At 70.9% G+C, this 22,876-nt stretch carries 26 protein-coding genes; 6 read left to right on the top strand and 20 right to left on the bottom strand.

The genetic code is table 11. The features are described 5' to 3' along the window. Positions 1-166: 166 nt before the first annotated feature. The 8 genes from VGD70_RS31420 to VGD70_RS31385 all read right to left on the bottom strand — a co-directional run bounded on the left by VGD70_RS31420 (position 167) and on the right by VGD70_RS31385 (position 8,253). A complete protein-coding gene (locus VGD70_RS31420; protein WP_414638108.1) occupies positions 167-1,039 on the bottom strand; it encodes an SIS domain-containing protein in 873 nt (290 codons plus the stop codon). Positions 1,040-1,136: 97 nt separating this feature from the next. Next, positions 1,137-2,261: a sn-glycerol-3-phosphate ABC transporter ATP-binding protein UgpC gene (locus tag VGD70_RS31415; RefSeq protein WP_331087781.1), complete on the bottom strand. Its 1,125-nt coding sequence runs from the start codon at positions 2,259-2,261 to the stop codon at positions 1,137-1,139. Positions 2,262-2,382: 121 nt separating this feature from the next. Next, positions 2,383-3,270 (bottom strand): carbohydrate ABC transporter permease, encoded by an 888-nt coding sequence (locus VGD70_RS31410; protein WP_331087779.1) that lies wholly within the window; start codon positions 3,268-3,270, stop codon positions 2,383-2,385. Positions 3,271-3,273: 3 nt separating this feature from the next. Beyond that, positions 3,274-4,209, bottom strand: coding sequence for a sugar ABC transporter permease (locus VGD70_RS31405; protein ID WP_331087777.1), 936 nt, complete (start codon positions 4,207-4,209; stop codon positions 3,274-3,276). A 90-nt stretch (positions 4,210-4,299) separates the two neighbouring features. After that, on the bottom strand, positions 4,300-5,571 hold the full coding sequence (locus VGD70_RS31400) for an extracellular solute-binding protein (RefSeq protein WP_331087775.1): 1,272 nt from the start codon (positions 5,569-5,571) through the stop codon (positions 4,300-4,302). A gap of 73 nt (positions 5,572-5,644) precedes the next feature. Continuing rightward, positions 5,645-6,643 (bottom strand): bifunctional oligoribonuclease/PAP phosphatase NrnA, encoded by a 999-nt coding sequence (locus VGD70_RS31395; RefSeq protein WP_331087773.1) that lies wholly within the window; start codon positions 6,641-6,643, stop codon positions 5,645-5,647. A gap of 104 nt (positions 6,644-6,747) precedes the next feature. Continuing rightward, positions 6,748-7,407 (bottom strand): class I SAM-dependent methyltransferase, encoded by a 660-nt coding sequence (locus VGD70_RS31390; RefSeq protein ID WP_331087771.1) that lies wholly within the window; start codon positions 7,405-7,407, stop codon positions 6,748-6,750. Between the two features lie 144 nt (positions 7,408-7,551). Continuing rightward, on the bottom strand, positions 7,552-8,253 hold the full coding sequence (locus tag VGD70_RS31385) for an alpha/beta hydrolase (protein ID WP_331087768.1): 702 nt from the start codon (positions 8,251-8,253) through the stop codon (positions 7,552-7,554). Between the two features lie 297 nt (positions 8,254-8,550). Here VGD70_RS31385 and VGD70_RS31380 point away from each other — a divergent pair, with 297 nt between their 5' ends. Beyond that, entirely contained in the window at positions 8,551-8,991 is a 441-nt protein-coding gene (locus VGD70_RS31380) for a MarR family winged helix-turn-helix transcriptional regulator (protein WP_331087766.1), read from the top strand. Beyond that, positions 8,991-9,677 (top strand): VOC family protein, encoded by a 687-nt coding sequence (locus VGD70_RS31375; RefSeq protein ID WP_331087764.1) that lies wholly within the window; start codon positions 8,991-8,993, stop codon positions 9,675-9,677. The genes VGD70_RS31380 and VGD70_RS31375 overlap by 1 nt, the downstream gene beginning before the upstream one ends. A 7-nt stretch (positions 9,678-9,684) precedes the next feature. Here the strand turns inward: VGD70_RS31375 and VGD70_RS31370 are convergent, their stop codons facing one another. The 8 genes from VGD70_RS31370 to rimP all read right to left on the bottom strand — a co-directional run bounded on the left by VGD70_RS31370 (position 9,685) and on the right by rimP (position 16,954). Then, positions 9,685-9,888 carry a DUF397 domain-containing protein gene (locus VGD70_RS31370; protein ID WP_331087762.1) on the bottom strand — a complete coding sequence of 68 codons (204 nt, stop codon included), beginning with the start codon at positions 9,886-9,888 and terminating at the stop codon, positions 9,685-9,687. Next, positions 9,836-10,747: a DUF5753 domain-containing protein gene (locus VGD70_RS31365; RefSeq protein ID WP_331087760.1), complete on the bottom strand. Its 912-nt coding sequence runs from the start codon at positions 10,745-10,747 to the stop codon at positions 9,836-9,838. The genes VGD70_RS31370 and VGD70_RS31365 overlap by 53 nt, the downstream gene beginning before the upstream one ends. A 117-nt stretch (positions 10,748-10,864) precedes the next feature. Further along, on the bottom strand, positions 10,865-11,338 hold the full coding sequence (gene rbfA, locus VGD70_RS31360; protein WP_331087758.1) for a 30S ribosome-binding factor RbfA: 474 nt from the start codon (positions 11,336-11,338) through the stop codon (positions 10,865-10,867). 63 nt (positions 11,339-11,401) lie between these two features. Beyond that, positions 11,402-11,695 carry a DUF503 domain-containing protein gene (locus VGD70_RS31355; RefSeq protein ID WP_331087756.1) on the bottom strand — a complete coding sequence of 98 codons (294 nt, stop codon included), beginning with the start codon at positions 11,693-11,695 and terminating at the stop codon, positions 11,402-11,404. Between the two features lie 63 nt (positions 11,696-11,758). Next, positions 11,759-14,881, bottom strand: coding sequence for a translation initiation factor IF-2 (gene infB, locus VGD70_RS31350; RefSeq protein WP_331087754.1), 3,123 nt, complete (start codon positions 14,879-14,881; stop codon positions 11,759-11,761). A 114-nt stretch (positions 14,882-14,995) separates the two neighbouring features. Next, positions 14,996-15,217 (bottom strand): DUF448 domain-containing protein, encoded by a 222-nt coding sequence (locus VGD70_RS31345; protein WP_414638107.1) that lies wholly within the window; start codon positions 15,215-15,217, stop codon positions 14,996-14,998. A 136-nt stretch (positions 15,218-15,353) separates the two neighbouring features. Beyond that, complete coding sequence (gene nusA / locus VGD70_RS31340) at positions 15,354-16,394, bottom strand: transcription termination factor NusA (protein ID WP_331087750.1); 1,041 nt, start codon at positions 16,392-16,394, stop codon at positions 15,354-15,356. After that, positions 16,391-16,954: a ribosome maturation factor RimP gene (gene rimP, locus VGD70_RS31335; protein WP_331087748.1), complete on the bottom strand. Its 564-nt coding sequence runs from the start codon at positions 16,952-16,954 to the stop codon at positions 16,391-16,393. Before rimP ends, nusA begins: the two co-directional genes overlap by 4 nt. Positions 16,955-17,128: 174 nt before the next feature. On the opposite strand from rimP, the gene VGD70_RS31330 reads away from it, so the two are divergent. Then, positions 17,129-17,536: a hypothetical protein gene (locus tag VGD70_RS31330; protein WP_331087746.1), complete on the top strand. Its 408-nt coding sequence runs from the start codon at positions 17,129-17,131 to the stop codon at positions 17,534-17,536. Then, positions 17,533-17,979, top strand: coding sequence for a ferritin-like domain-containing protein (locus VGD70_RS31325; protein ID WP_331087744.1), 447 nt, complete (start codon positions 17,533-17,535; stop codon positions 17,977-17,979). The genes VGD70_RS31330 and VGD70_RS31325 overlap by 4 nt, the downstream gene beginning before the upstream one ends. On the opposite strand, the gene VGD70_RS31320 is transcribed toward VGD70_RS31325, so the two are convergent. From VGD70_RS31320 to VGD70_RS31310, 3 genes are all read right to left on the bottom strand, one after another. Beyond that, positions 17,976-18,518, bottom strand: a complete 543-nt coding sequence (locus VGD70_RS31320) for a dihydrofolate reductase family protein (RefSeq protein WP_331087742.1) — start codon at positions 18,516-18,518, stop codon at positions 17,976-17,978. The genes VGD70_RS31325 and VGD70_RS31320 overlap by 4 nt on opposite strands. 64 nt (positions 18,519-18,582) lie before the next feature. Next, on the bottom strand, positions 18,583-19,293 hold the full coding sequence (locus VGD70_RS31315; protein WP_331087740.1) for a hypothetical protein: 711 nt from the start codon (positions 19,291-19,293) through the stop codon (positions 18,583-18,585). A gap of 61 nt (positions 19,294-19,354) precedes the next feature. Continuing rightward, positions 19,355-20,365, bottom strand: coding sequence for an aminotransferase class V-fold PLP-dependent enzyme (locus tag VGD70_RS31310; protein WP_331087738.1), 1,011 nt, complete (start codon positions 20,363-20,365; stop codon positions 19,355-19,357). 24 nt (positions 20,366-20,389) lie between these two features. Here VGD70_RS31310 and VGD70_RS31305 point away from each other — a divergent pair, with 24 nt between their 5' ends. Next, positions 20,390-20,800: a secondary thiamine-phosphate synthase enzyme YjbQ gene (locus VGD70_RS31305; protein WP_331087736.1), complete on the top strand. Its 411-nt coding sequence runs from the start codon at positions 20,390-20,392 to the stop codon at positions 20,798-20,800. Between the two features lie 8 nt (positions 20,801-20,808). Here VGD70_RS31305 and VGD70_RS31300 read toward each other — a convergent pair whose 3' ends face one another. Beyond that, positions 20,809-21,861: an ABC transporter permease gene (locus VGD70_RS31300; RefSeq protein ID WP_331087734.1), complete on the bottom strand. Its 1,053-nt coding sequence runs from the start codon at positions 21,859-21,861 to the stop codon at positions 20,809-20,811. A gap of 119 nt (positions 21,862-21,980) precedes the next feature. Between VGD70_RS31300 and VGD70_RS31295 the strand changes: the two genes are divergently transcribed. Continuing rightward, positions 21,981-22,688 (top strand): HAD family hydrolase, encoded by a 708-nt coding sequence (locus tag VGD70_RS31295; protein WP_331087732.1) that lies wholly within the window; start codon positions 21,981-21,983, stop codon positions 22,686-22,688. The last annotated feature ends 188 nt before the right edge of the window (positions 22,689-22,876 follow it).

The raw sequence follows: 22,876 nt of genomic DNA, 5'->3' as shown, positions 1-22,876 counted from the left end.
ACTCCCCCTCGCAGGCTCGGTCGAGCCGCTCGCGGTCGCCCTGTGACACTGATTCGCTCGCAAGCTCGCTCATTGCACGTTCCCCGATCTATCGTGCGTGAAGTTGCGGTACTTCAAGCACTATCACACAGGAATGTGCAGCCCGGCTACGGCCAATCGGAGTAGCTCAGGTGAGGATGACCGAGCGGTCCAGGTTCCGCGGGTGGTCCGGGTCCAGGCCGCGGGCGGTCGCCAGGGTCTCGGCCAACCGGTGGACGCGGATCAGGTCCGCCAGCGGGTCCAGCGGGGAGTTCTCCACGTGGGCGCCCGTCGGCGCCAGGTTGGCCAACAGGCCGGTGGGCGCGGGGCCGAACAGCCACACCACCCGGCCCGGCGCGGCGATCGAGATCGGGCCGTGGCGGTACTCCATCGCGTAGTAGGACTCCGTCCACGCCTGCGCCGCCTCGCGCAGCTTCAGCGCCGCCTCGTTCGCCAGGCCCACGGTCCACCCCGTGCCGAGGAACGTGAACTGGGACGCCGCCACCAAGGAAGGCGCCAACGGGGTGTCCAGCGCGGCGGTCGCCGACGGCACCAGGGGCGCGACGTCCTCCCCCAGGTGGGCGCGGAGCAACACCAGCGCCGTCGTCGCGAAGCGGGTCTGGACCACCGACCGCTCGTCGGCGAAGTCCAGGGAGATCAACGAGTCCACGGCCGATGCCAGGGGGGTCGACGGGTCCGCGGTGATCGCCACCGTCGGCACGTCGGACACTCGGGACAGCGCCGCGAGCACCTCGCTCGTCGTGCCGGAGCGGGACAGGGCCAGGACTCGGTCGTAGCGGCGCGACACGGGGAACTCCGAGGCCGGCCACGCGTCGGTCTCGCCCTGGCCGGCGGACTCGCGCAGGGCCGCGTACGCCTGCGCCATGTAGTACGACGTGCCGCAGCCGATCACCGCGACCCGTTCGCCCGGTGCCGGCAAGCCCGAAACCCGCAGGTCACCCGCCAGGGACCAGGACGACGGCTGGCTGGCGATCTCCTCCAGAAGGAAACTCACGAACACACTCCCCTGCTCGAACATGCGCGATGCGCCCACGAAACGAGCATAAAACACCGCCGCCGGGCACCATGGGTACCCGGCGGCGGTAAAAGCTACACACTCAGTCGGGCAGCCGGTCGCCGGTGTCGGCGTCGAACAGGTGCACGGCCCCGGGCTGCGGCACCAGACCGACCTTCTCCCCACGCTGGAACGCCGACATACCGGGCGCCCGCACGGTGATGGTCTGCGGCGCCTCGGCCGCGTCGACCGACTCGGCGGCGGGGTCGACGGTCGTGAGGTCGGCCGACGTCGAGCAGTACAGGAACTGGTCGGACCCGAGCTCCTCCACGACCTCGACCTGCGCGGTGATGCCCTCGCCGGCCGGCTTCAGCGTCCAGCCCTCCGGCCGCACGCCGACGACCACGTTGGACCCGGTGAGCGCGGACCGCTGCGCGGGGGTGAGCTCGATGGGCTGGCCACCGATCACGGCGCCCTGGCCGTTGACCGGCGAGGGGATCAGGTTCATCGCGGGCGAGCCGATGAAGCCCGCCACGAACAGGTTCTTCGGCTTGCCGAACAGCCCGATGGGCGTGTCGCACTGCTGCAGGAGACCGTCCTTGAGCACGGCCACCCGGTCACCCATGGTCATGGCCTCGACCTGGTCGTGGGTGACGTAGATCGTGGTGACGCCGAGGCGGCGCTGCAGCGACGCGATCTGGGTACGGGTCTGCACGCGCAGCTTCGCGTCCAGGTTGGACAGCGGCTCGTCCATGCAGAACACCTGCGGCCGCCGCACGATCGCGCGTCCCATGGCGACCCGCTGGCGCTGGCCACCGGAGAGCTTGGCGGGCTTGCGGTCCAGGTACGGCTCGAGGTCGAGCAGCTTCGCGGCCTCCTGCACCCGCTCGGCCCGCTCCGCCTTCGGCATCTTCTTGATCTTGAGGTGGAAGCCGATGTTGTCGGCCACCGTCATGTGCGGGTACAGCGCGTAGTTCTGGAACACCATGGCGATGTCCCGGTCCTTCGGCGGCAGGTTGGTGACGTCCCGCTCCCCGATCCGGACCGCACCCTCGTCCACGCCCTCGAGGCCGGCGAGCATGCGCAGCGTAGTGGACTTGCCACAACCGGACGGGCCGACGAGCACCAGGAACTCGCCGTCGGCTACCTCGAGGTCCAGCTGGTCTACGGCTGGGCGGTCGTTGCCCGCGTAGTAACGGCTCGCGCCGTCGAAGGTCACTGTTGCCATGGCTTACCTTTCGTTTCGCCGGTCAAAGACCGCACCACGTTGTCGGCCCGGTGCGAAACCGGCGCGCGAGCACAATGTAGAGCAACAAACACGTGAACACCACGATTCAGAAATCACGACTTCACTTCACCCCGCCCGCGGTGAGGCCCGAGACCAGGTGCCTCTCGATCAGCGCGAACAACGCGACCACGGGCAGGATCCCGATGATCGACACCGCGAACACGTACTGCCAGGCCGACTCGTACTGCCCGATGAACCGCGTCAGCGCGACGGTCAGTGGCTGGTTGGTGTCGGTGGGCAACAGGATGAGACTCGCCGCGAACTCGTTCCAGCACGCGATGAACGTGAAGATCACCGCGGTGACGATGCCCGGCCACACCAAGGGCAGCATGATCCGGCGCAGCGACTGGAACCTCGTGCAGCCGTCGAGGAAGGCCGCCTCCTCGATCTCCTTCGGCACCGTCGCGAAGAAGCTGTGCATGATCCATACCGCGAACGACAGGTTGAACGCCGCGTTCACCAGGATCATCGCGAGCCGGGTGTCGTTGATCTCCAGCGTCACGAACTCGCGGAACAGGCCGGACGCGAGCACGGTCGGCTGCAGCATCTGGGTGATCAGCACCAGCAGCATGAACGGCAGCTTGAGCCGGAAGTTGTGCCGCGCGGTGTAGTAGGCCGCGGGCAGCGCCGCGACCAGCGCGAGCGCGGTGCCGCCGAGCGAGATGATCACTGTGGACAGCAGGTTGGCCGGCAGTGGCGTCTCCGGCGTGTTCCACATCGTGAGGAAGTTGCCGGGCGCCCAGTTCTGCGGCAGGTAGGTCGGCGGGACCTTGAGGATCTCCGGCCGGGTCTTGAACGCCCCGATCAGCATGATGATGTACGGGAACAGGAACACCAGCGCGACGATCGTGCCGACGACCGTGAGGCCCCAGCGCTTCTTCTCGCGCACCTTCGGCCGGCTCGCGGGGGCGGCCGACACCGCGGACGGGCGCTCGATGACAGTCGACACGGTTCAGTCCTCCCGCATCGGGCGCACGACCCGCAGGTAGATGCCGATCACCACGACCACCACCACGAAGTTGAGCACGGACAGCGCGCTCGCGGTGTCGATCTGCCGGTCGTTCTGGATGATCTTGAACATGAGCGTGGTCGTCGTGTCCGCGTCGTAGCCGGGGATCGCGCCGGTCATCGTCTTCAGGATCGGCAGCGAGTTGAACACGTTGATGACGTTGATGATCGTGGCCACGGCCAGCGCGCCGCGCAGCATCGGGAACACCACGCGCCAGTACGTCTGGAACCGGCCCGCGCCGTCGATCTGCGCCGCCTCGAGCACGTCGTGCGGCACGGTCTGCAGCCCCGCGAGGAACACGAACGTCGTGAACGGGACGGACACGAACACCGCGACCGCCATCGCGGACAGGAAGCCCGGCAACGGGTTCTTCAGGAAGCCGAACGGCGCGTCCAGGATCCCGATGTCCACGAGGAACCGGTTGATGATGCCGTAGAAGGGATCCAGCCCGTAGACGAACACCGTCGAGGTCATCACCACCGACGCCGCCCACGGCACGATGATCACCAGGCGCAGCACCTTGCGACCCGGGAAGCGCTTGTTCAGGAACTGCGCCAGCACCAGGCCGAACCCGACGGACAGCGCCACCACCCCGACCACCCACAGCACGGTGTTGCCCACGACCGTGGACAGGTGGTCCAGGCCCAGCACCCGCTCGTAGTTGGCCCAGCCGGCCCACCCGCGGTCGGTGCCGAACCGGGTGAGGTCCCGGAACGACGTGTAGATCATGTAACCGACGGGGAACACCACCACGCCGCCGATCAGGATCAGCGCGGGAGCGAGCCAGGGCAAGGCCTGCAGGGTCGTCTGCCGCCGTCCCCGCCGTCTCAGCGACTTGTTCACCCGCGGCGGCGCGGTGTCAGCGATCGGTGTTGCCACGCGTCGGTTTCCTCCTGGTTGTACGCGCCGGTGTACGCGCTGTCGTACGGGCTGGGGCCCGCCGGCGAACCGGCGGACCCCGGCGGGACGTCAGCCGGTCTCGTCGGCCTTCGCCTGGATCTGCTTGAGCACCTCGTCCACCGGCTTGCTCTGGATCTGGCCGACCAGGGACTTGAACGCACCCGAGGTCGAGCCCCAGGCCGGGTTCGTGGCCGGGTAGAACTTCGCGTCCGGCAGCGACCCGAGGAACGTCTTCAGCTCCGGCTTCGCGGCGGCCGCCTCGGCGCCGGACTTGGTGGCCGGGATGAAGCCCTCGTTGTCGTTGAACTTGACGTAGTTGTCCTTCTGGTAGAAGAAGTCGAGGAACTTGGCGATGGCCGCCTGCTTGTCCTGACCCTTGTCGAAGCCGACGAAGTAGTCGGCGACACCCAGCGTGGAGGGGCTGCCGTCCGGGGTCGGCGACGGCGCGATGTCCCACTTCAGGTTCGGGTTCTTCGTGTTGATCTGGCCCACGATCGGCGGCAGGCCCTGGATCATGCCGATCTTGCCCTGGATGAACACGTCGAGCAGCGGGGTGCGGTCGGTCGCGCCCGGGTCCGGCTGGGTGACGTGCTCGTCGATCATCTTCTTCATGAACGTCAGGGCCGTCTTGGCCTCCGGCGTGTCGATCGTCATCTTGCCGCCGGACTCCCAGCTCGCGCCGGCGCCGTAGGCGAAGATCGAGGTCTCGGCCTGCGCCTCCTCGCTGCCCAGCGGCATGCCGTAGCCGTACACGCCACCGCCCAGCGTGGAGATCTTCTTGGCATCGGCGAGCAGCTCGTCCCACGTCTTCGGCGGGGCGGCGATGCCGGCCTTGGCGAAGAGGTCCTTGTTGTAGAACAGCGCCCGGGTCGAGGCGACCGACGGCAGCCCGTAGGCCACGCCCTTGATCTTGGCGCTGTCGACGAACGAGGGCTCGATGTCGGCCAGGGTCTCCTTGGAGACGATCTGGTCGGCCTTGTAGAGCAGGTCGTCGGCGCCGTAGGCGGGACCCGCCGCGTCGAGCTCCAGGATGTCCGGAGCCTTGTTGTTCTGGATCTTGGTGTCGAGCACGGTGTAGATGTCGTCCCAGCTCTGGGTCTCCAGCTTCACCTTGATGTCGGAGTTCTTCTTCTCGAAGGCACCGACCAGGTCCTCCCAGTACGGCTTGGTCTTGTCGCCGTAGATGGGGACCAGCAGCTCCAGGTCGGTGCTGCCGCCCGAACTGCCCGAGTCGCTACCGCAGCCAGCGAGCCCGAGCGCCGCCACGGTCGCGACCGCGACTGCATTGATGACGCGCCTCAACATGTCCTCCGTCTCCGCCGGGCCGTCCGCCTGGCTCATCGCCGCCGGGGTCTGGACCCTTCGCGGCGATTGGTTTATACCACTTGTTCAGCTTGACGCCGCTCTTCCGTGCTCAACCCGATGCAAGCAGGACCGGATCTCGCAGCGCGTCCCGCAGCTTGGCGAGGATGTCCGCCAGCTCGCCGACGGCCGAGAAACCGGCGGCCAGCCGGTGCCCGCCGCCGCCGAACCGCTCGGCCGCCGCCCGCACGTCGACCGCCCCGGCCGCCCGCAGCGACCCGGTCCAGACGTCCGCCGAGGTCTGCTTCAGCACGGCCGCGACCTCGGCCTCGGCCGTCGTGCCCAGCACGCCCACGACGGACTCCACCTCCTCGAGGCGGACCCCGACCTGGTCGTCGAGCTGCACGGACGTGTGGACGAGCCCGCGCCCGCCGGCCGCGTCCGGCTCGAGCACCGCGCGGTCGAGCACGGTGGCGAGCATCTGCAGGAACGCGAAGGGGTGGGTGTCGAGCAGCTCGCGGGCGGTCGCCGTCGGGTCGGCGCCGGCCTCGATGAGCCGCGCGGCGAGCCGGTGGGTGGCCGGCCGGGCGCGGCGGAACGAGCTGGTGTCGGTGACGAGACCGGCGTAGACGCAGCGGGCGATGTCGGCGTCGAGCGGCCAGCCGAGCTCGTCGAGCAGGCCGGCGACGAGGACGGCGGTGGCCTCGGCGGTCTCGTCGACGAGGTGGTGGGTGCCGTAGAACGTGTTCGACGCGTGGTGGTCGATGACCAGCACGTCCCCGCCCGCCTCGACGGTGGCGTTGACCCGGTCCGCGAGCTGCCCGAGCCGCGACTTGCTCCCGGTGTCGAGCGCGACGAGCAGCGGCGCGTGCCGGGGCACCCCGGCGGCCGGCACGACGAGGTGGTCGACGTCGAGGCTCCGGAGGGACTCGGGCACGTCGGCGGGCATCCCGAACGAGACGCGCACGCCGACCCCGCGTCTGTGCAGCGCGAGGCCGAGCGCGAGCGCGCTGCCCAGCGCGTCCGCGTCGGGGTTCACGTGGGCGAGCAGTGTCACGTCGGTCGCGGTGCGCAGCAGGTCGGCGGCGACACCAAGATCCGTGGTGGGCACCCGCACAGCCTCACGTAACCGGACGGCCGCGTCCAGTGCGGACCCCACAGTTGGTTGCCGAGTTGAGACGTACCGCCACCGCCGGCGGCGGGTGGGTCACCGGGTCAGCGCCATGCCTCGACGATGAGGGTTCCGACCTTGTCGGGGTCCGGCGCCGGCTCGATCCGGGCGTGGACGTCCTCGAAGCCGTGCCGATGCAGCAGGTCGGCCCACGTGGCGGGTTCGTAGGCCCAGCGGTAGATCCACACCTGCCGCCCTGTGAAGCCGTTGCCATACATGCCCTGGACGCCATAGCTGCCAGGCACGGCCTGGGCATGGGAGAACACGAGCTTTCCTCCGGGCGCGAGCCGACCATGGACCAGGGGCAACAGCTCCTGGGGGTCGGTGAACCAGAGCGCGCCCCAGATCGAGTAGATCGCATCCCACCGGTCGTCGTTCGCGGCGAGCAACTCGAGAACATCGCCATGCCGATACCGGGCGCAGGGCAGATGCCCCCACCTGCGCCGTGCCTCGCGAACCTGCGCCGGTGAAATGTCGATACCGGTGGCATCGATGCCCTTGGTCGCCAGCGCGGCGACGGCGTGGCCCCGGCCACTGCCGAGCTCCAGCGTGGCCAGGGGTTCGCCGAGCAGCTCGTCGCCGGGTCCGTGGCCGTCGTACTGAGTCCAGCCGAACGCGTTCTTAAGAGCCTCTTCCGACGCCTCGTCGGCGACACCGCCGGCGTAGTGGTCCCAGTAGCCGCTGCGATCGGTGCTGAGGGGCATCTGCTGGAGCCTCGCGGGTGAGGGACTGGGTCCCGGTCACGCTATCGCTCTCGTCGCGTGATCATGGGGAGGCCCCGCGCGCCGACTTGCCCACGACCTGCAGCTGCTCCGGACCTCTGGATAAGCGGACCACCGGAGGGCGGGTCAGCCGATGCGGGTGCCCACGAACTTCAGGGCCGCCGGCAGGACCTTGCGCCAGAACACCGGGTCGTGGTCGCCGGGCTCGATGTCGCCCACGGACGGCTTCGCGCGGGTGATGAGCTGGCGGGTGGCGTCGACGAAGGGGTCGGCCTCGCCGCACCAGACGCCCATCGGGACGCCGGCGAACGACTGCGGGTGCTGCAGGGGGTCCGTGTCGCGCCAGTGCCGCTCGTCGGCGAACGCGTCGCGCGCGGAGGCCTCCGGCCAGCTCAGGAACAGCGCCGGGCTGATGGCCGCCACCGCCGGGTCGCTGGGGTTCTTCGCGTAGTTCAGGGCGCCGTAGCCACCCATCGAGATGCCGAGCACGGCGAACGGGTTGCTCGCGAGCCCCCGCTCCCCCAGCCACTTCGGGATCTCGTCCGACAGCATCAGCTGCGGGTCGTCCTCCTCGTTGCGCGCGACCCAGTACGAGTCGCCGCCGTCGACGGCCACCACGGCGAACGGCGGCGTGCCCTGGTAGTTGACCAGGGACGACAGCGTCTCCGGCACGCCGAGGTCGAGGAACTGGCGCGCCGACGCGCCACGGCCGTGCAAGGCCAGGCACACCGGCAGGTTGGGCTCGGCCTCCTCGGGCCGGATGACGACGAGCTCCACCTCGGTACGCCGGGACATCGAGCGGATCCGCTCCGTGACGACGGGCTTCACCTTCGGAGCCAACGTCGCCGGGGATAACGTCCCGGGAGCGGACTGGGTTCTCGCGGTTCTGACGGGAGCGTCCGTGGGCTTCGATGCACAGCCGGCGGCCGTGAGGCCTAGGCCAATAGCACCAAGCAGGACGTCTCGCCGCGAACGGCGAATATCGCCTGCAGCCACGTCTCACTCCAAGCATGGCGGGTAGTCGGTCGGGGGCACCGAGAGTACCTAATCGTTACCTCCCATGGGAGTCCGCCCGAAACTTTCTGCGTTTTGACAGGTCCCTGTCAACGTGACAAGGTGTCCGGTATGACCCCGTTGACCGATCGAGGGCTCGAGTTCTCCGAGCTGTTGGTCGAGGTTTTCCGGGTGAACGGCCTGCTCCTGGCGGCGGGCGACGAGCTGGCCCGTCCGGCGGGGCTCACCAGCGCCAGATGGCAGATCCTCGGCGTGGTCGACCACGAACCGGCCACCGTCGCCGCGGTCGCGCGGGTCATGGGGCTCACCCGGCAAACAGTCCGGCAGACCGCCAACGCGCTCGCCGAGGCCGGCATGCTCACCTTCCACGACAACCCCCGCGACCGCCGCGCCCGGCTGCTCGCGCTCACCCCCCGGGGCCGCCACGCGCTGCGCCAGGTCGAGCGCCGCCAGGCCGCGTGGGCCAACGCCGTCGCCGCCCGCCTGGACACCGCCGAGCTCAAAGCGACCGCCGGGATGCTCCGCGATCTCGGCGACCTCCTGGAGGGCTGATGGTCATCCCGCTGCTGCCGTGCGCGTCCATCGACGACATGCACGCGTTCTACACCGCGCTCGGCTTCACCAGGACCTACCGGCAGACCCGGCCCAACCCCTACCTCGGGATGCGCCGCGGCGACGTCGAGCTGCACTTCTTCGGCATCCCGGACTTCGCCCCGGCCGACTCCTACGGCAGCTGCATCGTCCAGGTCCCCGACACCGGCGCGCTGCACCAGGCGTTCGCGGCCGGACTGCGCGCCGCGTACGGGAAGGTGCCGCTGGCCGGCATCCCGCGGATGACCCGGCCGCGGCCACGCAAGAACGTGGGCGGCCACGCCGGCTTCACGGTCATCGACCCGGGCGGCAACTGGATCCGCATCTTCCCCGAGGCCGGTGCGGCGGCCGCGCCGGCCACCGGGAAGCTCGCGCAGGCGACGGACAACCCCGTCGTGCTGTCCGACAGTGACGGCGACCCGGCCCAGGCCGCCAAGATCCTCGACGGCGCCCTCGCCCGGGTGCCGGACGTGCCTGCCGTGGAGCGGGTCGAGGCGCTGGCCTACCGGGCCGAGCTCGCGGTCACGCTGGCCGACCCGGCGCGGGCGTCATCGGCACTCGCGGCGCTGGACGCGATCGAGCTGAGCGGTGCCGAGCGCGAGCGGTTGGCCGGCACGCTCGCGGCCGTCGAGGAGCTGCGCCGGTAGCGACGGGTCAGCGAGGCCCCTGGAACGCCCCGGACTTCACGCGCACGACGAAGGCGGCCACGCGGGCCCGGTCGAACACCAAGGTCGGTTCGGTGTTCTTGGAGTCCCGCATGGCCGCCTCGCCGTCAGGCCACGCCAGCTCTACACAGTCGTGCGTGTCAGTGAAAGTGCTCTTCCTCCACGTCAGGATCCCCGAGCGGGGCGTGCTCATCTTGCTCCTCTCGCGGCTCACCAAGGGTGGTTGCCACGGTGGCAAGCCAGGCGCGGGAACGTCCCTCATCCAGCGCAACCCTATCGAGGTCGGCCACGATACGCCGGTAGCTTTCCAGGGCGTCCTTTCGCTCCAAGAAGAGCGTGGAGGTCAGGTTCTCGAGGAACACCACCGAGTTGATCTCCAAGAAATCCATGAGCTTGAAGGGCATCTGCCCGCCGTGGATGCCGACGGCATCGGGGATGACCCGAATGGCCACATGTGGCCGGACCGCCATCCGCAAGAGGTGATGCACCTGGTCGGACATGATCTGTCGGCCGAAGCCGGTGCGGGTCACCATGTACTCGTCGAGGAAGAACTGGAACTTGGCTGGCTTCTTGCGATCGAGGATGTCCTGTCGCATCGTGCGCATCTCGACTCGCTGGTCGATCTCACCATCGGGAATCGTTGGCAGGACGCGCATGAGCGCCCTCATGTACGCCTCAGTCTGGAGCAGGCCGGGCACATACCCGTCCTGGTATTCGATGATCGCCGTCGACAAATCTTCGTGGGCGGCCAGGGTCAGATGCCTCTCCGGCAGCCGGTCGCCGAACTGCTGCCACCAGCCGAGGTCATAGGCGTCCTTGGCCAGCTCCAGCAGTTCCTCACGCCTCGTGCCGGTGACATCGACCAGCGCGAGGAACGCGGCGATGTCCACCAACCGCGCGCCACGCTTGCCGCTGTAGAGCCGGCTTATCCGGCTGGGCGACCATTTCAACAGGAACGCGATCTGCCGGCCGTTGAGGCCCTTGGCCGCCGCCGCCCGCGCCAGGGCCCGCCCCAGCTCTCGCGACTTGACGGTCGGCTCCAGGTCGAACATTGCGCACACCCCTCGTCACTCGTGGTCAGGTGAGACCAAAGTAGAACGAGTCGTTGCCGATGCGGGCATCCGCGCCGACGGTTTCACTCAGACGGATAGCAGGTGCGCGAGGGCCAACTACTCGACGTCGTCAGCGTCGTGAACAGCCTCGTCGTCATCGTCGCGCGGGGCGCGGTACGGGTCGGGGTCGCCGGCGGGCTTGGCGCCGTTGGCGATCCGGGCGACCTCGGCGTCGGCCGCGCGGGCGCGGGCGAGCAGGTCGTCGATGCGCTTGGCGTCCTCGGGCACGGTGTCGGTGACGAACGTGAGCGTGGGCGTGAACCGGACGCCCGTGCCCTGCCCGACCATGGTGCGCAGCACGCCCTTGGCCGACTCGAGCGCCGCCGCCACACCCTGCAGATCCGGTGCGGCGTCGAGCTTGTCGCCGAGCACGGTGTAGTACACAGTGGCGTCGTGCAGGTCACCGGTGACCTTGACGTCGGTGATCGTCACCCTTGCCAGGCGCGGGTCCTTCACCTCGTGCTCCAGCGCGGACGCGACGATCTGCCCGATGCGCTTGGAGAGCTTGCGGGCTCGCGGTGCGTCAGCCACGACGTTCCTTCCTCTGTCAGCTATGAGAATCAGTCAGCTAAGAGACTCGGTCGGCTATGAGACTCAGTCGTCCGGGCCGAGCCACCGGCGGCGTGCCGAGATGAGCTCCAGCTCGGGCCGGCCGGCGACCAGGCGCTCGCACGAGTCGAGCAGGTCGCGGACGTGCTCGGCGTCGGCCGCCACGGCGGCCACGCCGATGAGCGAGCGCCGGTGCTTGTCGAGGTGCCCCGCCTCGGCGGCGGCAACCTCGAAACGCCGGCGCAGCTCGGCGATGACCGGCCGCACGGCCGAGCGCTTCTCCTTCAAGGACCGGATGTCACCGAGCAGGACATCCAGCTCGAGCGCCCCCACGTACACCGAACATCACTCCGATGAGAAGGCTGCCGCGCCCACCTTCCGTGAGCGCGGCAGCCGGGTGACCTAGTCGCGCGGCTTCTCGCGGAGCTCGTACGTCTCGATGATGTCGTCGACCTTGAGGTCGCCGTACGAACCGAGCGTGAGACCGCACTCGAAGCCCTCGCGGACCTCGACCGCGTCGTCCTTGAACCGCCGCAGCGAGCTGACCGGCAGGCTCTCCTGGACGACGACGCCGTCACGCATGAGCCGCGCCTTGGCGTTGCGCCGGATCTCTCCGGACAGCACCATGCAGCCCGCGATCGTGCCGACCTTGGAGGACTTGAACACCTCGCGCACCTCGGCGCGACCGAGCTCGACCTCTTCGTAGATCGGCTTGAGCATGCCCTTGAGGGCCTGCTCGATCTCGTCGATCGCCTGGTAGATGACCGAGTAGTAGCGGATGTCGATGCCCTCGCGGTTGGCCTGCTCGGACACCTTGGCCTCGGCGCGAACGTTGAACCCGAGGATGATCGCGTCGGACGCGATCGCCAGGTCGACGTTGGCCTTGGTGATGCCACCGACACCGCGGTCGATGACCCGCAGCTCGACCTCGTCGCCCACCTCGATCTTGGTGAGCGCGTCCTCGAGTGCCTCGACGGTACCCGAGTTGTCGCCCTTGATGATCAGGTTGAGCTGGCTGGTCTCCTTGAGCGCGGAGTCCAGGTCCTCGAGGCTGATCCGCTTGCGCCGCTGGGCGTTTGCCGCGTTGCGCATGCGGGCCGCCCGCCGCTCGGCGATCTGCCGGCCGGTCCGGTCGTCCTCGACCACCAGGAACGTGTCGCCCGCACCGGGCACCGACGTGAACCCGATGACCTGCACCGGCCGCGACGGGGTCGCCTCGGTGAGGTCCTCGTTGAACTCGTCGACCATCCGGCGCACGCGGCCGTAGGCGTCGCCGGCGACGATGGAGTCGCCGACCCGCAGCGTGCCGCGCTGGACCAGCACCGTGGCGACCGGGCCGCGACCGCGGTCCAGGTGTGCCTCGATGGCCACGCCCTGCGCCTCCATCTCGGGGTTGGCCCGGAGGTCGAGCGCCGCGTCCGCGGTGAGCACGATGGCCTCGAGCAGCCCGTCGATGTTGATGTTCTGGCGCGCGGAGATGTCGACGAACATGGTGTCGCCGCCGTACTCCTCGGCCACCAGCCCGTACTCGGTGAGCTGCTGGCGCACCTTGGCGGGGTTGGCGCCTTCCTTGTCGATCTTGTTGACCGCGACCACGATGGGCAGGTCGGCTGCCTGGGCGTGGTTGATGGCCTCCACCGTCTGCGGCATCACACCGTCGTCGGCGGCGACCACGATGACCGCGATGTCCGTCGAGTTGGCACCACGGGCACGCATGGCGGTGAACGCCTCGTGGCCAGGGGTGTCGATGAAGGTGATGAGCCGCGGGTTGCTGTCGACCTCGACCGCGACCTGGTAGGCACCGATGTGCTGGGTGATGCCGCCGGCCTCGCCCTCGTGCACCGTCGTCTTGCGGATGGTGTCGAGCAGGCGGGTCTTACCGTGGTCGACGTGACCCATGACGGTGACGACCGGGGGTCGCGCCTGCAGGTCGTCCTCTCCGCCGGCGTTCTCGCCGTAGGAGATGTCGAAGGAGTCGAGCAGCTCGCGGTCCTCCTCCTCGGGGCTCACGACCTGCACCTTGTAGTTCATCTCGGTGCCGAGGAGCTCGAGGACGTCGTCGGAGACCGACTGGGTGGCCGTGACCATCTCACCGAGGTGGAACAGCACCTGCACCAGCGAGGCCGGGTTGGCGTTGATCTTCTCGGCGAAGTCGGTGAGCGAGGCACCACGCGGCAGCCGGATCGACTCGCCGTTGCCCTTGGGCAGGCGAACGCCGCCGACGCTGGGCGCCTGCATGTTCTCCATGTACTCCTGGCGCTTCTGCCGCTTGGACTTGCGACCACGCCGGGACGGCCCACCGGGCCGGCCGAAGGCACCCGCGGCACCGCCGCGACCGCCACCGGAACCGGGACGGCCACCGCCGCCCCCACGGAAACCACCGCCACCGCCGGCCGGGGCACCGCCACCGCCGCCGCCACCGGGGCCGCCGCGGTAGCCACCGCCACCGCCACCAGCGCCGCCGCCGCCACCACCGGGACCGCCACGGAAACCTCCGCCGCCGCCACCGGGACCGCCACGCGCGCCGCCGCCGGGACCGCCACCAGGGCCGCCACGGGCGCCGCCGCCAGGACCACCACGGGCGCCGCCGCCGGGACCACCACGGCCGGCACCAGCCGGACGGGCAGGCCGCGGGGGCATCATGCCCGGGTTGGGCCGGGGCGGCATCGAGCCGGGCGACGGCCGCGGGCCTGCGGGGGCGTTGCCGCCACCACGGGGACCAGCCGCCGGACGACCCTCACCGGGCCGGGCCGCACGCTCGCCACCGGGGGAACCGCCCCCCGGACGCGGCGCGCCGGGACGCTGCGCCGGAGCGCCCGCGCCGACACCGAACGGGTTGTTGCCCACGCGCGGGGCGCGCGGACCGGGCTTGGGGCCCTGCTGGCGCGGCGGCACGACGGCACCGCTCTGCTGCTGGCCACCGCCCTGGCCGCCACCGGAACGGCCGCCGGCCTGGCCACCGCTCGGGCGAGCGCCGGCCTGGGGCTGTTGCTGCTGCTGGGTCTGCTGCGGCGCGGGCGCCGCTGCCGCAGCCGCCGCGGCCGCCGGCTCGGGAGCCGGGGTCTCGACCTTGGCCGCGGCCGGCTCGGGCACCGCCGGAGCGACGGGCGCGGGTGCGCTCGGCGCCGGGGTGCTCGGTGCGGGACCGGGCCGGACGGCCGGACGCGGGGCCGGCCTGGGGCCGTCCTGCCGCGCCGGGTCCTGCTGGGCCGGTGCCTGCTGCGGAGCCGGGGCCTGCTGGGCGGGGGCCTGCTGAGGGGCCGACTGAGCGGCGGGCGCTGCCGCCGGGGCTGCTGGCTCCGGCTGCGGGCGCGCGGGCGGCCGGGGCCCCGGGCGACCCTTCGAGCCCTTGGCTCCGTCTGTCTTGGAGGGGTACGCGTCCCGCAACCGGCGGGCCACTGGGGCCTCCACCGTGGAGGACGCTGACTTGACGAACTCGCCCTGCTCCTTCAGCTTGGCGAGAACTTCTTTGCTGGTGACTCCGAGCTCCTTCGCGAGCTCGTGTACTCGGGCCTTGCCTGCCACTGCTCTCCTCGTCCGAGTGAGGCCGGCGGCATTGACCCGCGCGACCTCGTCTTATTGTCTGACGTTCATGGCTTCAGCTTCACGGCTGACTCATGACGGGTCGACCTGCTTTCGCTAATCCAGCCCGGCCCGGGAAGGTCCCGGTCCGGTACTGCGGTGAACCAGCTGCTCCAGATCCCTCCGGAGCGTGTCGGTGTCGAGCGGATCCGGCACACGCAGCGCTCTCGCGAACGCACGCCGCCGCTCGGCCTTGTCCAGGCAACTCGGCTCGGGATGAAGCCATGCCCCCCGACCGCCGGCTTGGCGCCGCAGGTCAAGAGCCAGGTCTCCATCCACGAGCGCGACCCGGAGCAACTCACCGGCCTCCGCCCTGCGCCGGCAGCCGACACAGGTACGTACCGGGCTGTTACGCCGGGGACGTGCGGACGCCGGTCCAGAACGGTGAACCACTGATGAGTCTATCCCGTCGGTCCTACTCGACCGAACCCGCAGTCGATGATCCGGTTGGTGTGACGTTCGGCTCGTCCGCCAGGCTGGAGTCGGCGGCGTCGCTGCGGATGTCGATGCGCCACCCGGTCAGCCTGGCCGCCAGCCGGGCGTTCTGGCCTTCCTTGCCGATGGCCAGGGACAGCTGGAAGTCCGGCACGACGACTCGAGCGGTCTTCGCCCGTTCGTCGACCACGCGGACCGAGATGACCTTGGCGGGCGACAGCGCGTTGCCCACGAACGTGGCCGGGTCCTCGGAGTAGTCGATGATGTCGATCTTCTCCCCGAGCAGCTCGCTCATCACGTTGCGCACCCGCGCGCCCATGGGCCCGATGCAGGCGCCCTTGGCGTTGACCCCCGGGATGGTGGACCGGACCGCGATCTTGGACCGGTGACCCGCCTCGCGGGCGACCGCGGGAATCTCCACGGTGCCGTCGGCGATCTCGGGAACCTCGAGCGCGAACAAGCGGCGCACGAGATTGGGGTGCGTACGCGACAACGTGATCTGTGGCCCACGTGTTCCCCGGCTGACGCCCAGGACGTAGCACTTGATGCGGGTGCCGTGCTCGTAGCGCTCGCCCGGGACCTGCTCGACCGAGGGCAGCACGCCCTCGGTCTCGCCGACCTGGACCACGACCATGCCACGCGAGTTGGCCCGCGTGTCCCGCTGGACCACACCGGCGACGAGCTCGCCCTCCTTGGCGGAGAACTCGCCGAAGGTCTTCTCGTTCTCCGCGTCCCGCAGGCGTTGCAGGATGACCTGGCGCGCGGTGGTGGCGGCGATCCGGCCGAAGCCCTCGGGCGTGTCGTCCCACTCCTCGGCCGGCTCGCCGTCGGTGCCGACCTCGTACGCGATGACCCGGACGAGGCCGGTGCGCCGGTCGATGTCGATCTTGGCGTGCGGCTGGTGGCCGTCGGTGTGCTTGTACGCGGTGAGCAGCGCGGTCTCGATGGCCTCGATCACCGTGTCGAAGGGGATGTCCTTGTCCCGCTCGATCGCGCGCAGCGCGGCGATGTCGACATTCACCTCGACTCCTCCTCTTGTTCCAGCATGGCGATCTCGGCCGCGGGCGGCTCGCGGAACTCGATCTCGATCACGGCGTGCTCGATGTCCTGGTAGCTCACGTGTCTCTTCCGGCCGTCGACCAGCAGGTGGACGCCCTCGTCGTCGGCGTCGCCCACGCGGGCGGTGTAGCTGTCCTCGCCCTGTCCCTCGGCCCGGACGGCTCGCACGGCCACCTTGCGCAGCCTGGCGCGGCGCCAGTGGCGGGGCTTGGTCAGCGGGCGGTCGAGGCCCGGGCTGGTGACCTCGAGGGTGTAGGAGCCGCCGAGGACGCTGCCCGCCGTGCGGTCGTCCTCGAGCGCGTCGAGCGCCTCGGCGACGGCCCGGCTGACCTCGGCGACCTGGTCGAGGCCGATGCCACCGGCCACATTGTCCGAATCCACGACGACCTTGACCAGCTGGCGCCGGCCGGCCTGCTGGACGTGCAGCAGCTCCAGGTCGAAGCCGGCCCGCGCGACGGCGTCGGCGACTACCGGCTCCAGCGTCTCGCCGGCGCCGTTGGTGCGTTGTCGCTGACCTGGCACGTGGGCACTCCCTGCTCTCTCTCACTGACCGTGGTTGCCAAGCGTATCTCGTCGTGGCGCGCGAGTTGGGCCCGAGCAGGCATGGTGCGTCCGACCGGGTGTCGTGTTCGCCTGGCAGTATGACCGCCCGTGATGAGCTTCGGGCGTCGACACGTGTTGCGGGCGGGTGCGCTGGTGCTTTTGGTGCCGGCCGCGTGCACCCCTGCGCCGGCGCCCCCTCCGCCGCCTGACCCGCTCGCCGCGCTGGCCGCCCGGGCCCGGGCGGACGCGTCCCTGGCGGCCGCGGTCGCCGGCCTCCCCGCCGCCGCCGAGGTGGCCGCCGCGCGGGGCGCGCACGCGGAGGCGCTCCAGACGGAGGTCGACCGGGCGCGGCCGCCGGTGTCGTCCTCCGCCGCCGCGCCGTCGACGTCCTCTCCGGCGCCGCCACCGGACCCCGCGGCGGCGCGGACCGCGTTGGTCGAGGCGCTGACGGCGGCCGAGCAGGAGGCCGGGAAGCTGGTGGCGTCGCTGCCGCGCTACCGGGCGGGCCTGGTCGGCTCGGTGGCGGCCGGGTGCGCGTCGCTGCGGGAGGTGCTGGCATGAGGCTGCCCGCCGACTCGCTGGCGGCCGTGCAGGCCGCGCTGGGTGCCGAGCATGCGGCGCTGTGGGTGTACGGCCTGGTGAGCGCGTTCCTGCCGGACAGCTTCAACGCGCCGGTCGCGGAGGGCACCACGGCCCACCGGGCCCGCCGCGACGCGACCGAACGCCTGCTGGCCGACGCGGGCGCCACCCCGTCGCCCGCGGAGCCCGCGTACGTCCCCCCGAAGCCGGTGACCGACCAGGCGTCGGCGCTGGCCGTCCTGATCCTGGCGGAGACGGACACGACGGTGGCCTGGCGGGCGGTGCTGGAGCGGACCGACGACAAGGCGGTCCGGACGGCGGCGCTGGAGGCCCTGACGATCGCCGCGGTGCGGGCCACCCGGTGGCGCCGCGCCGCCGGCCAGACGCCCGCGACACCCGCACTGCCCGGCCAGCCCGCGACCTAGGCCGGCGAGTACCGCAGGTCCAGAACCTGGGCCAGGTCGCCGTCGTGGATCAGGTTCCAGCGGATCGGGGCCGTGCCGGGGCTGTCGAACAGGCGGATGCCGTCGCCCAGCATGACCGGGGCCAGGTGGACGTAGAACTCGTCGATCAGGCCGCGCAGGACGCACTGGCGGGCGATGTCGGAGCCGAAGATCTCCAGGTTCCTGCCACCCGCGGCGGCCAGGCCGGTCTCGACGGCCTCGGCGATGTCGCAGTTGAGGAACGTGATGGCCGGGTCGGGGACCGTGTCCTCGGGGTGGTGGGTCAGCACGAAGATCGGGCCGTCCCACGCGCCGCCGTAGGCCTGCCCGGATGCCTTGCCGTACTGCTCGATGCCCGCGTCGTAGCCGCGCCGGCCGGCCAGGATCGCGCCCGTGGACGCGACGCTCTCGGCCACGAGCCCCGGGCGGAACCGCAGCCCGGACATCCAGTCCATCTCGTGGTTCGGGCCGGCCACGAAGCCATCCAGCGACATGGTGAGGTGCCACAGGACCTTGCTCATCAGATGCTCCCCTCGACGGTTCCTGACATGGAGACCGCCGCGGGGGCCGAAACTCATCGGCGGGTCAGCCGCCGGAGTTGGCCAGCATGTCGTTGCCGAGGCGGATGGCGTCGGTGCAGACCTCGTCCAGCTCGGACTCCTTGCCGCCCTTCGACGCCTTCGGGTCGTAGTCGGCCTCGACGATGACCACCTGCTTGCCCTGCTGCGCGGAGTCGTAGCCGCCGCCCCCGCTGAGCTCGGTGAGGCCGTCGACCTTCACGACCTTCTCGCGCACCAGATCGCTCACGTTGCCCGAGCCGTCCTTGTCGGTGAGCTTGCGCAGCTCGTCCGCGGTGCCCTCGTCGGCCATCTGCACCACCGACACCGACACGTAGATCGTGCGGCCCTGGACCTTCGTCGTGAACACCGACCGGGTCAGCTGCTGGCACTGCTTCTGGTTGAGGAAGGCCTTGGTCTCCCCGTACGCGTGCTCACCGCAGGACTGGTCCTCCCGCGGCTTGTCCAGCTTGGCCGTGAAGTCGTACGCGCCCTGGCTCTGCTGGCCGGTCGGGCCGCCGTAGCCGGTCGCCGCGTTCTGCGAGCCCTCGTTCTGGATGTACCACCAGACGACGCCGGAGATCACCGCGACCGCGATCAGCCCGAGGATCCGCAGCGTCCACGCCAGCCAGGGGCTGCCCAGCGGCGGCTGGCCCTCCGGCCGGAACTGGATGGGCGCCGGGCGCTGCGGTTGGTTGTCGGGCCAAGGTGATTGCCCGGGGCGATAGGGAGCCGACACGGCCGACACGGTAACCGGACATACCACGGTTAACCAGGGTGAGGTACCGGATGCCCTGCCGTCAGCGCGTGCTACCGAGGAGCAGCTCGACGTCCTCCATCGTGTTGTAGAGGTGGAAGGCGAGCCTGGTCCGGCCTGCCCGCCGGCTGCTCACCACCCCCGCCGCGCTCGCGCGTCCGGCCTGGTCAGGGGTCAGATCGACGGCGATGACGGCCGAGTCCCCGGGTTCCTGGCCGAGGCCCTTGCGGGTGGCGTTGGCGAGGTCGACGCAGTGGTCGCGGACCTTGGCCAGATCCGTCTTCGCGAGCCAGGGCAGCGTGTGCGCGGCGCCGAGCTGGGCCAGCCAGACCGGGGACAGGTCGAGCCGGCGCGCGGTGTCGGCCAGGCGCAGCGGGAGGCCGTAGATGCCGTCCCAGCTGTCGGCGGCGGCGTACCAGTTCGCCGCGTGCGGGCGGGTTTCGGCGAGCCTGTCCGGCCGGACGGCGAGCCAGGCGGCGCCGCGCGGGGCGAGCAGCCACTTGTAGCCGGCGCCGACGACCCAGTCCGCCCAGTCCAGCCGCAGCGGCAGCCAGCCGGCGGCCTGGGTGGTGTCGAGGAGGACGGGCTTTCCGGCCCGGCGCAAGGCATCGAGGTCGACGACCGTGCCGTCGGCGGACTGGACCGCGCTGACCGCGACGAGATCGTGACCGTCCACATGGGACAGCAGCTGGTCCGGCGGCACCTCGGTGACCGGCATTCCCTGCGCGGCGAAGGGAAAGGTGACGCTCGTGAACTCGTTGCGCACGGTGAGTACGCGGGTGCTGGCCGGCAGGCTGGCCGCGACGAGCCCGACGAGCTGCGAGGCACTGGCCCCGATCGCGACGTCCTCCACCCGCACGCCGACGAGCTCGGCCCACGCACCGCGGGCGAGCTCGACGTACTGGTCGTAGTCCGGCGGCCGCGCCTCGCCCCGCCGCCACCGCTCGACGGCCTCGCTCACCGCGTCGGCCGCGGCGACGGGCGGGATCCCGATGCTGGCGGTGTCGAGGTAGCCGGCCGGCAGGTCGAACTGCTGTCCAAAGGCGGTACGCACTCCTCAACTAATACCGTGTCCGGCATGCACACCACGGAGATCGAGGTGGAGACCGGCGCCCGCGAGGTCGTCCACGACCTCACCGACGCGTGCCACTGGTTCCTCGCCGACGCGGGCGCGCGCGACGGCCTGCTGCACGTGTTCGTGCCGCACGCGACGGCCGGCCTGGCGATCATGGAGACGAAGGCGGGCAGCGAGGACGACCTGCTGCGCGCCCTGCGCGACCTGCTACCGGCCGACGACCGCTGGCGGCACCGGCACGGCTCGCCGGGGCACGGGCGCGACCACGTGCTGCCGGCGTTCCTGCCGCCCTACGCGAGCGTGCCGGTGCTGGCCGGCGACCTGGTGCTGGGCACCTGGCAGTCGATCTGCCTGGTGGACACCAACGTCGACAACCCCGTGCGGAAGGTCCGGCTCAGCTTCCTCGCGGGCTGAGCCGGACCTCACGCCTCGACGAGCTCCGGTGAGCGCGTGTCGCTGGTGACCGGCGCCTCGAGCGTCGCGCGCCCCGGCCACAGCATGATCACGAGCCCGACCACGGCCATGCCGGAGAGGACGAGGAGCCCCGTCCGCACGTCCGGCGCGCCGGACGTGCCCTGCAGGAGGCTGCGCAGGCCCTCGGTGGAGAAGCGGAACGGCGTCCACGACCACAGCAGCGCGCGGTAGGTCGGGTTCAGCATCTCCGGCACCTGGCCGGCCACGGCGGGCGCGATCAGGTAGAGCGGGCCGAGGATCGCCGCCGCGCGCAGGCGGAGCAGGCGCAGCAGCGCGCCCTGCACGGAGGCGAACGCGACCGCGGTGAGCAGCAGGAAGCCGAGCACGTCCGCGGTCAGCGGGAGCGAGGAGTCCCAGAGCTTGAAGAACCCGGCGACGACGGCCGTCGCGACGACGCTCACGGTCGCGAGCAGGGTGAGGCGGGACAGCGGGCCGGGGCGCATGCCCTGGCGCACGACCAGCAGGCCCCAGGCCATCGCGGCCACGAGACCGCCGATCCAGAGCAGCGCGCTCGCCGCGAGCGGGGCGGTGCGGCCGGCGACGCTGACCGGGTTGACCAGCTCGACCTTCGGCGGCGCGACCGCGACACCTTGCTGGGACAGCGCGCCGGCGAGGCCCTGCGCCGCGCCGGTGAGGATCTGCTGGGCGGTCTGCGTGCCCTGCGGGTTCACCGCGCCGGAGACCACGACCGTCGGCGTGACGCCCTGCGGGCCGCCGGCGAGCTCGAGGATGCCGTAGACCTCCTTGTCCTGCAGGAGGTTCCGGGCCGTGGCCGGGTCGGTGACCCGCCACTCGACGGCGTCGCCGCCCTGCCCGGCGATCTGCTCGGCACCGGTGCGGAGTGGCCCGGGCGGGGTCGCGACGGCGAGCGGGAGGTGGTCCGGCGCGGCCGTGGCCTGGGCGCCGAAGGTGAGAAAGCCGAGCACCGTGGCGACCACGGCGCCGGCCACGCCGAGCAGGACGGCGACGAGCACCGGCCGGCGACGGGCTGAGGCGGCCATCGATCTCCTCCTGAGTTCATCAGTCGTTGAATTCGGTCCCAGTGTCGCGGGACCGGCCGGGGAAGTCAACCGATGTTGAAATACGGGAGCGTGTCGGTGCGCCGTGTCACGATGGCGGGGTGCACACGCTCGTTCTCTGGGACATCGATCTGACGCTCGTCGACTACAGCGGCACCGGCCGGAGGTGGTACGCGCAGGCGCTGGCCAACGTGGTCGGCAAGCCGCTCGACCACCTGCCCACGTTCCCCGGCCGCACGGAACGCTCGCTGGCCAAGGAGTTGCTGGCCGCGCACGGCGCGGCTGCCGGGGACGCGGAGATCGAGCGCATCTTCGCCGAGCTGGAGTCCATCGTCCTGGCCGCGCGCGAGACGCTGCCCACGCTGGGGCGCGCGCTGCCGGGGGCCGCCCAGATCCTCACCACGCTCAACGCCCGCGACGACGTGGTGCAGTCGCTGGTCACGGGCAACCTGCCCACGCTCGCCGGCTACAAGCTCGAGGCGTTCGGCCTGCACCACCACGTCGACTTCGAGATCGGCGGCTTCGGCTCGCTGTCCGAGCACCGCCACGACCTGGTCGAGGCCGCCATGACCCAGGCGTCGGCCAAGCACGGCGTGTCGTTCGACCCGTCGTCGGTGGTGGTCATCGGCGACACGCCGGCCGACGTCGCGGCGGGCCGCCACCACGGCACGGTCACCGTGGGCGTGGCCACGGGCCGGCACAGCGTTGCCCAGCTGGCGGACTCGGGCGCCGACGTGGTCCTCCCCGACCTCGCCGACACCCCGGCCGTCCTGAAGGCCCTACTCCCCTGTCCGCCTCCCCGGGATTAAAAGTGTGCGTTGCGTCCCGGCGAATAGTGCGGGTATCGAGGTGAATGGTGGCTGGGTGCCGTCACTAGTCCGCCTCCCCGGGATTCAAAGTGTGCGTTGCGTCCCGGCGAATGGTGCGGGTATCGAGGTGGGTGGTGGCTGGGTGCCGTCACGGTCCCCTGAGGTTCTGGTGGTCGGCGTGGTCGGCG

Origin of the sequence: Actinophytocola sp. (assembly GCF_036402745.1) — a bacterium.
Lineage (GTDB): Bacteria > Actinomycetota > Actinomycetes > Mycobacteriales > Pseudonocardiaceae > Actinophytocola.
This window is presented reverse-complemented; position numbering and strand designations above follow the sequence as displayed.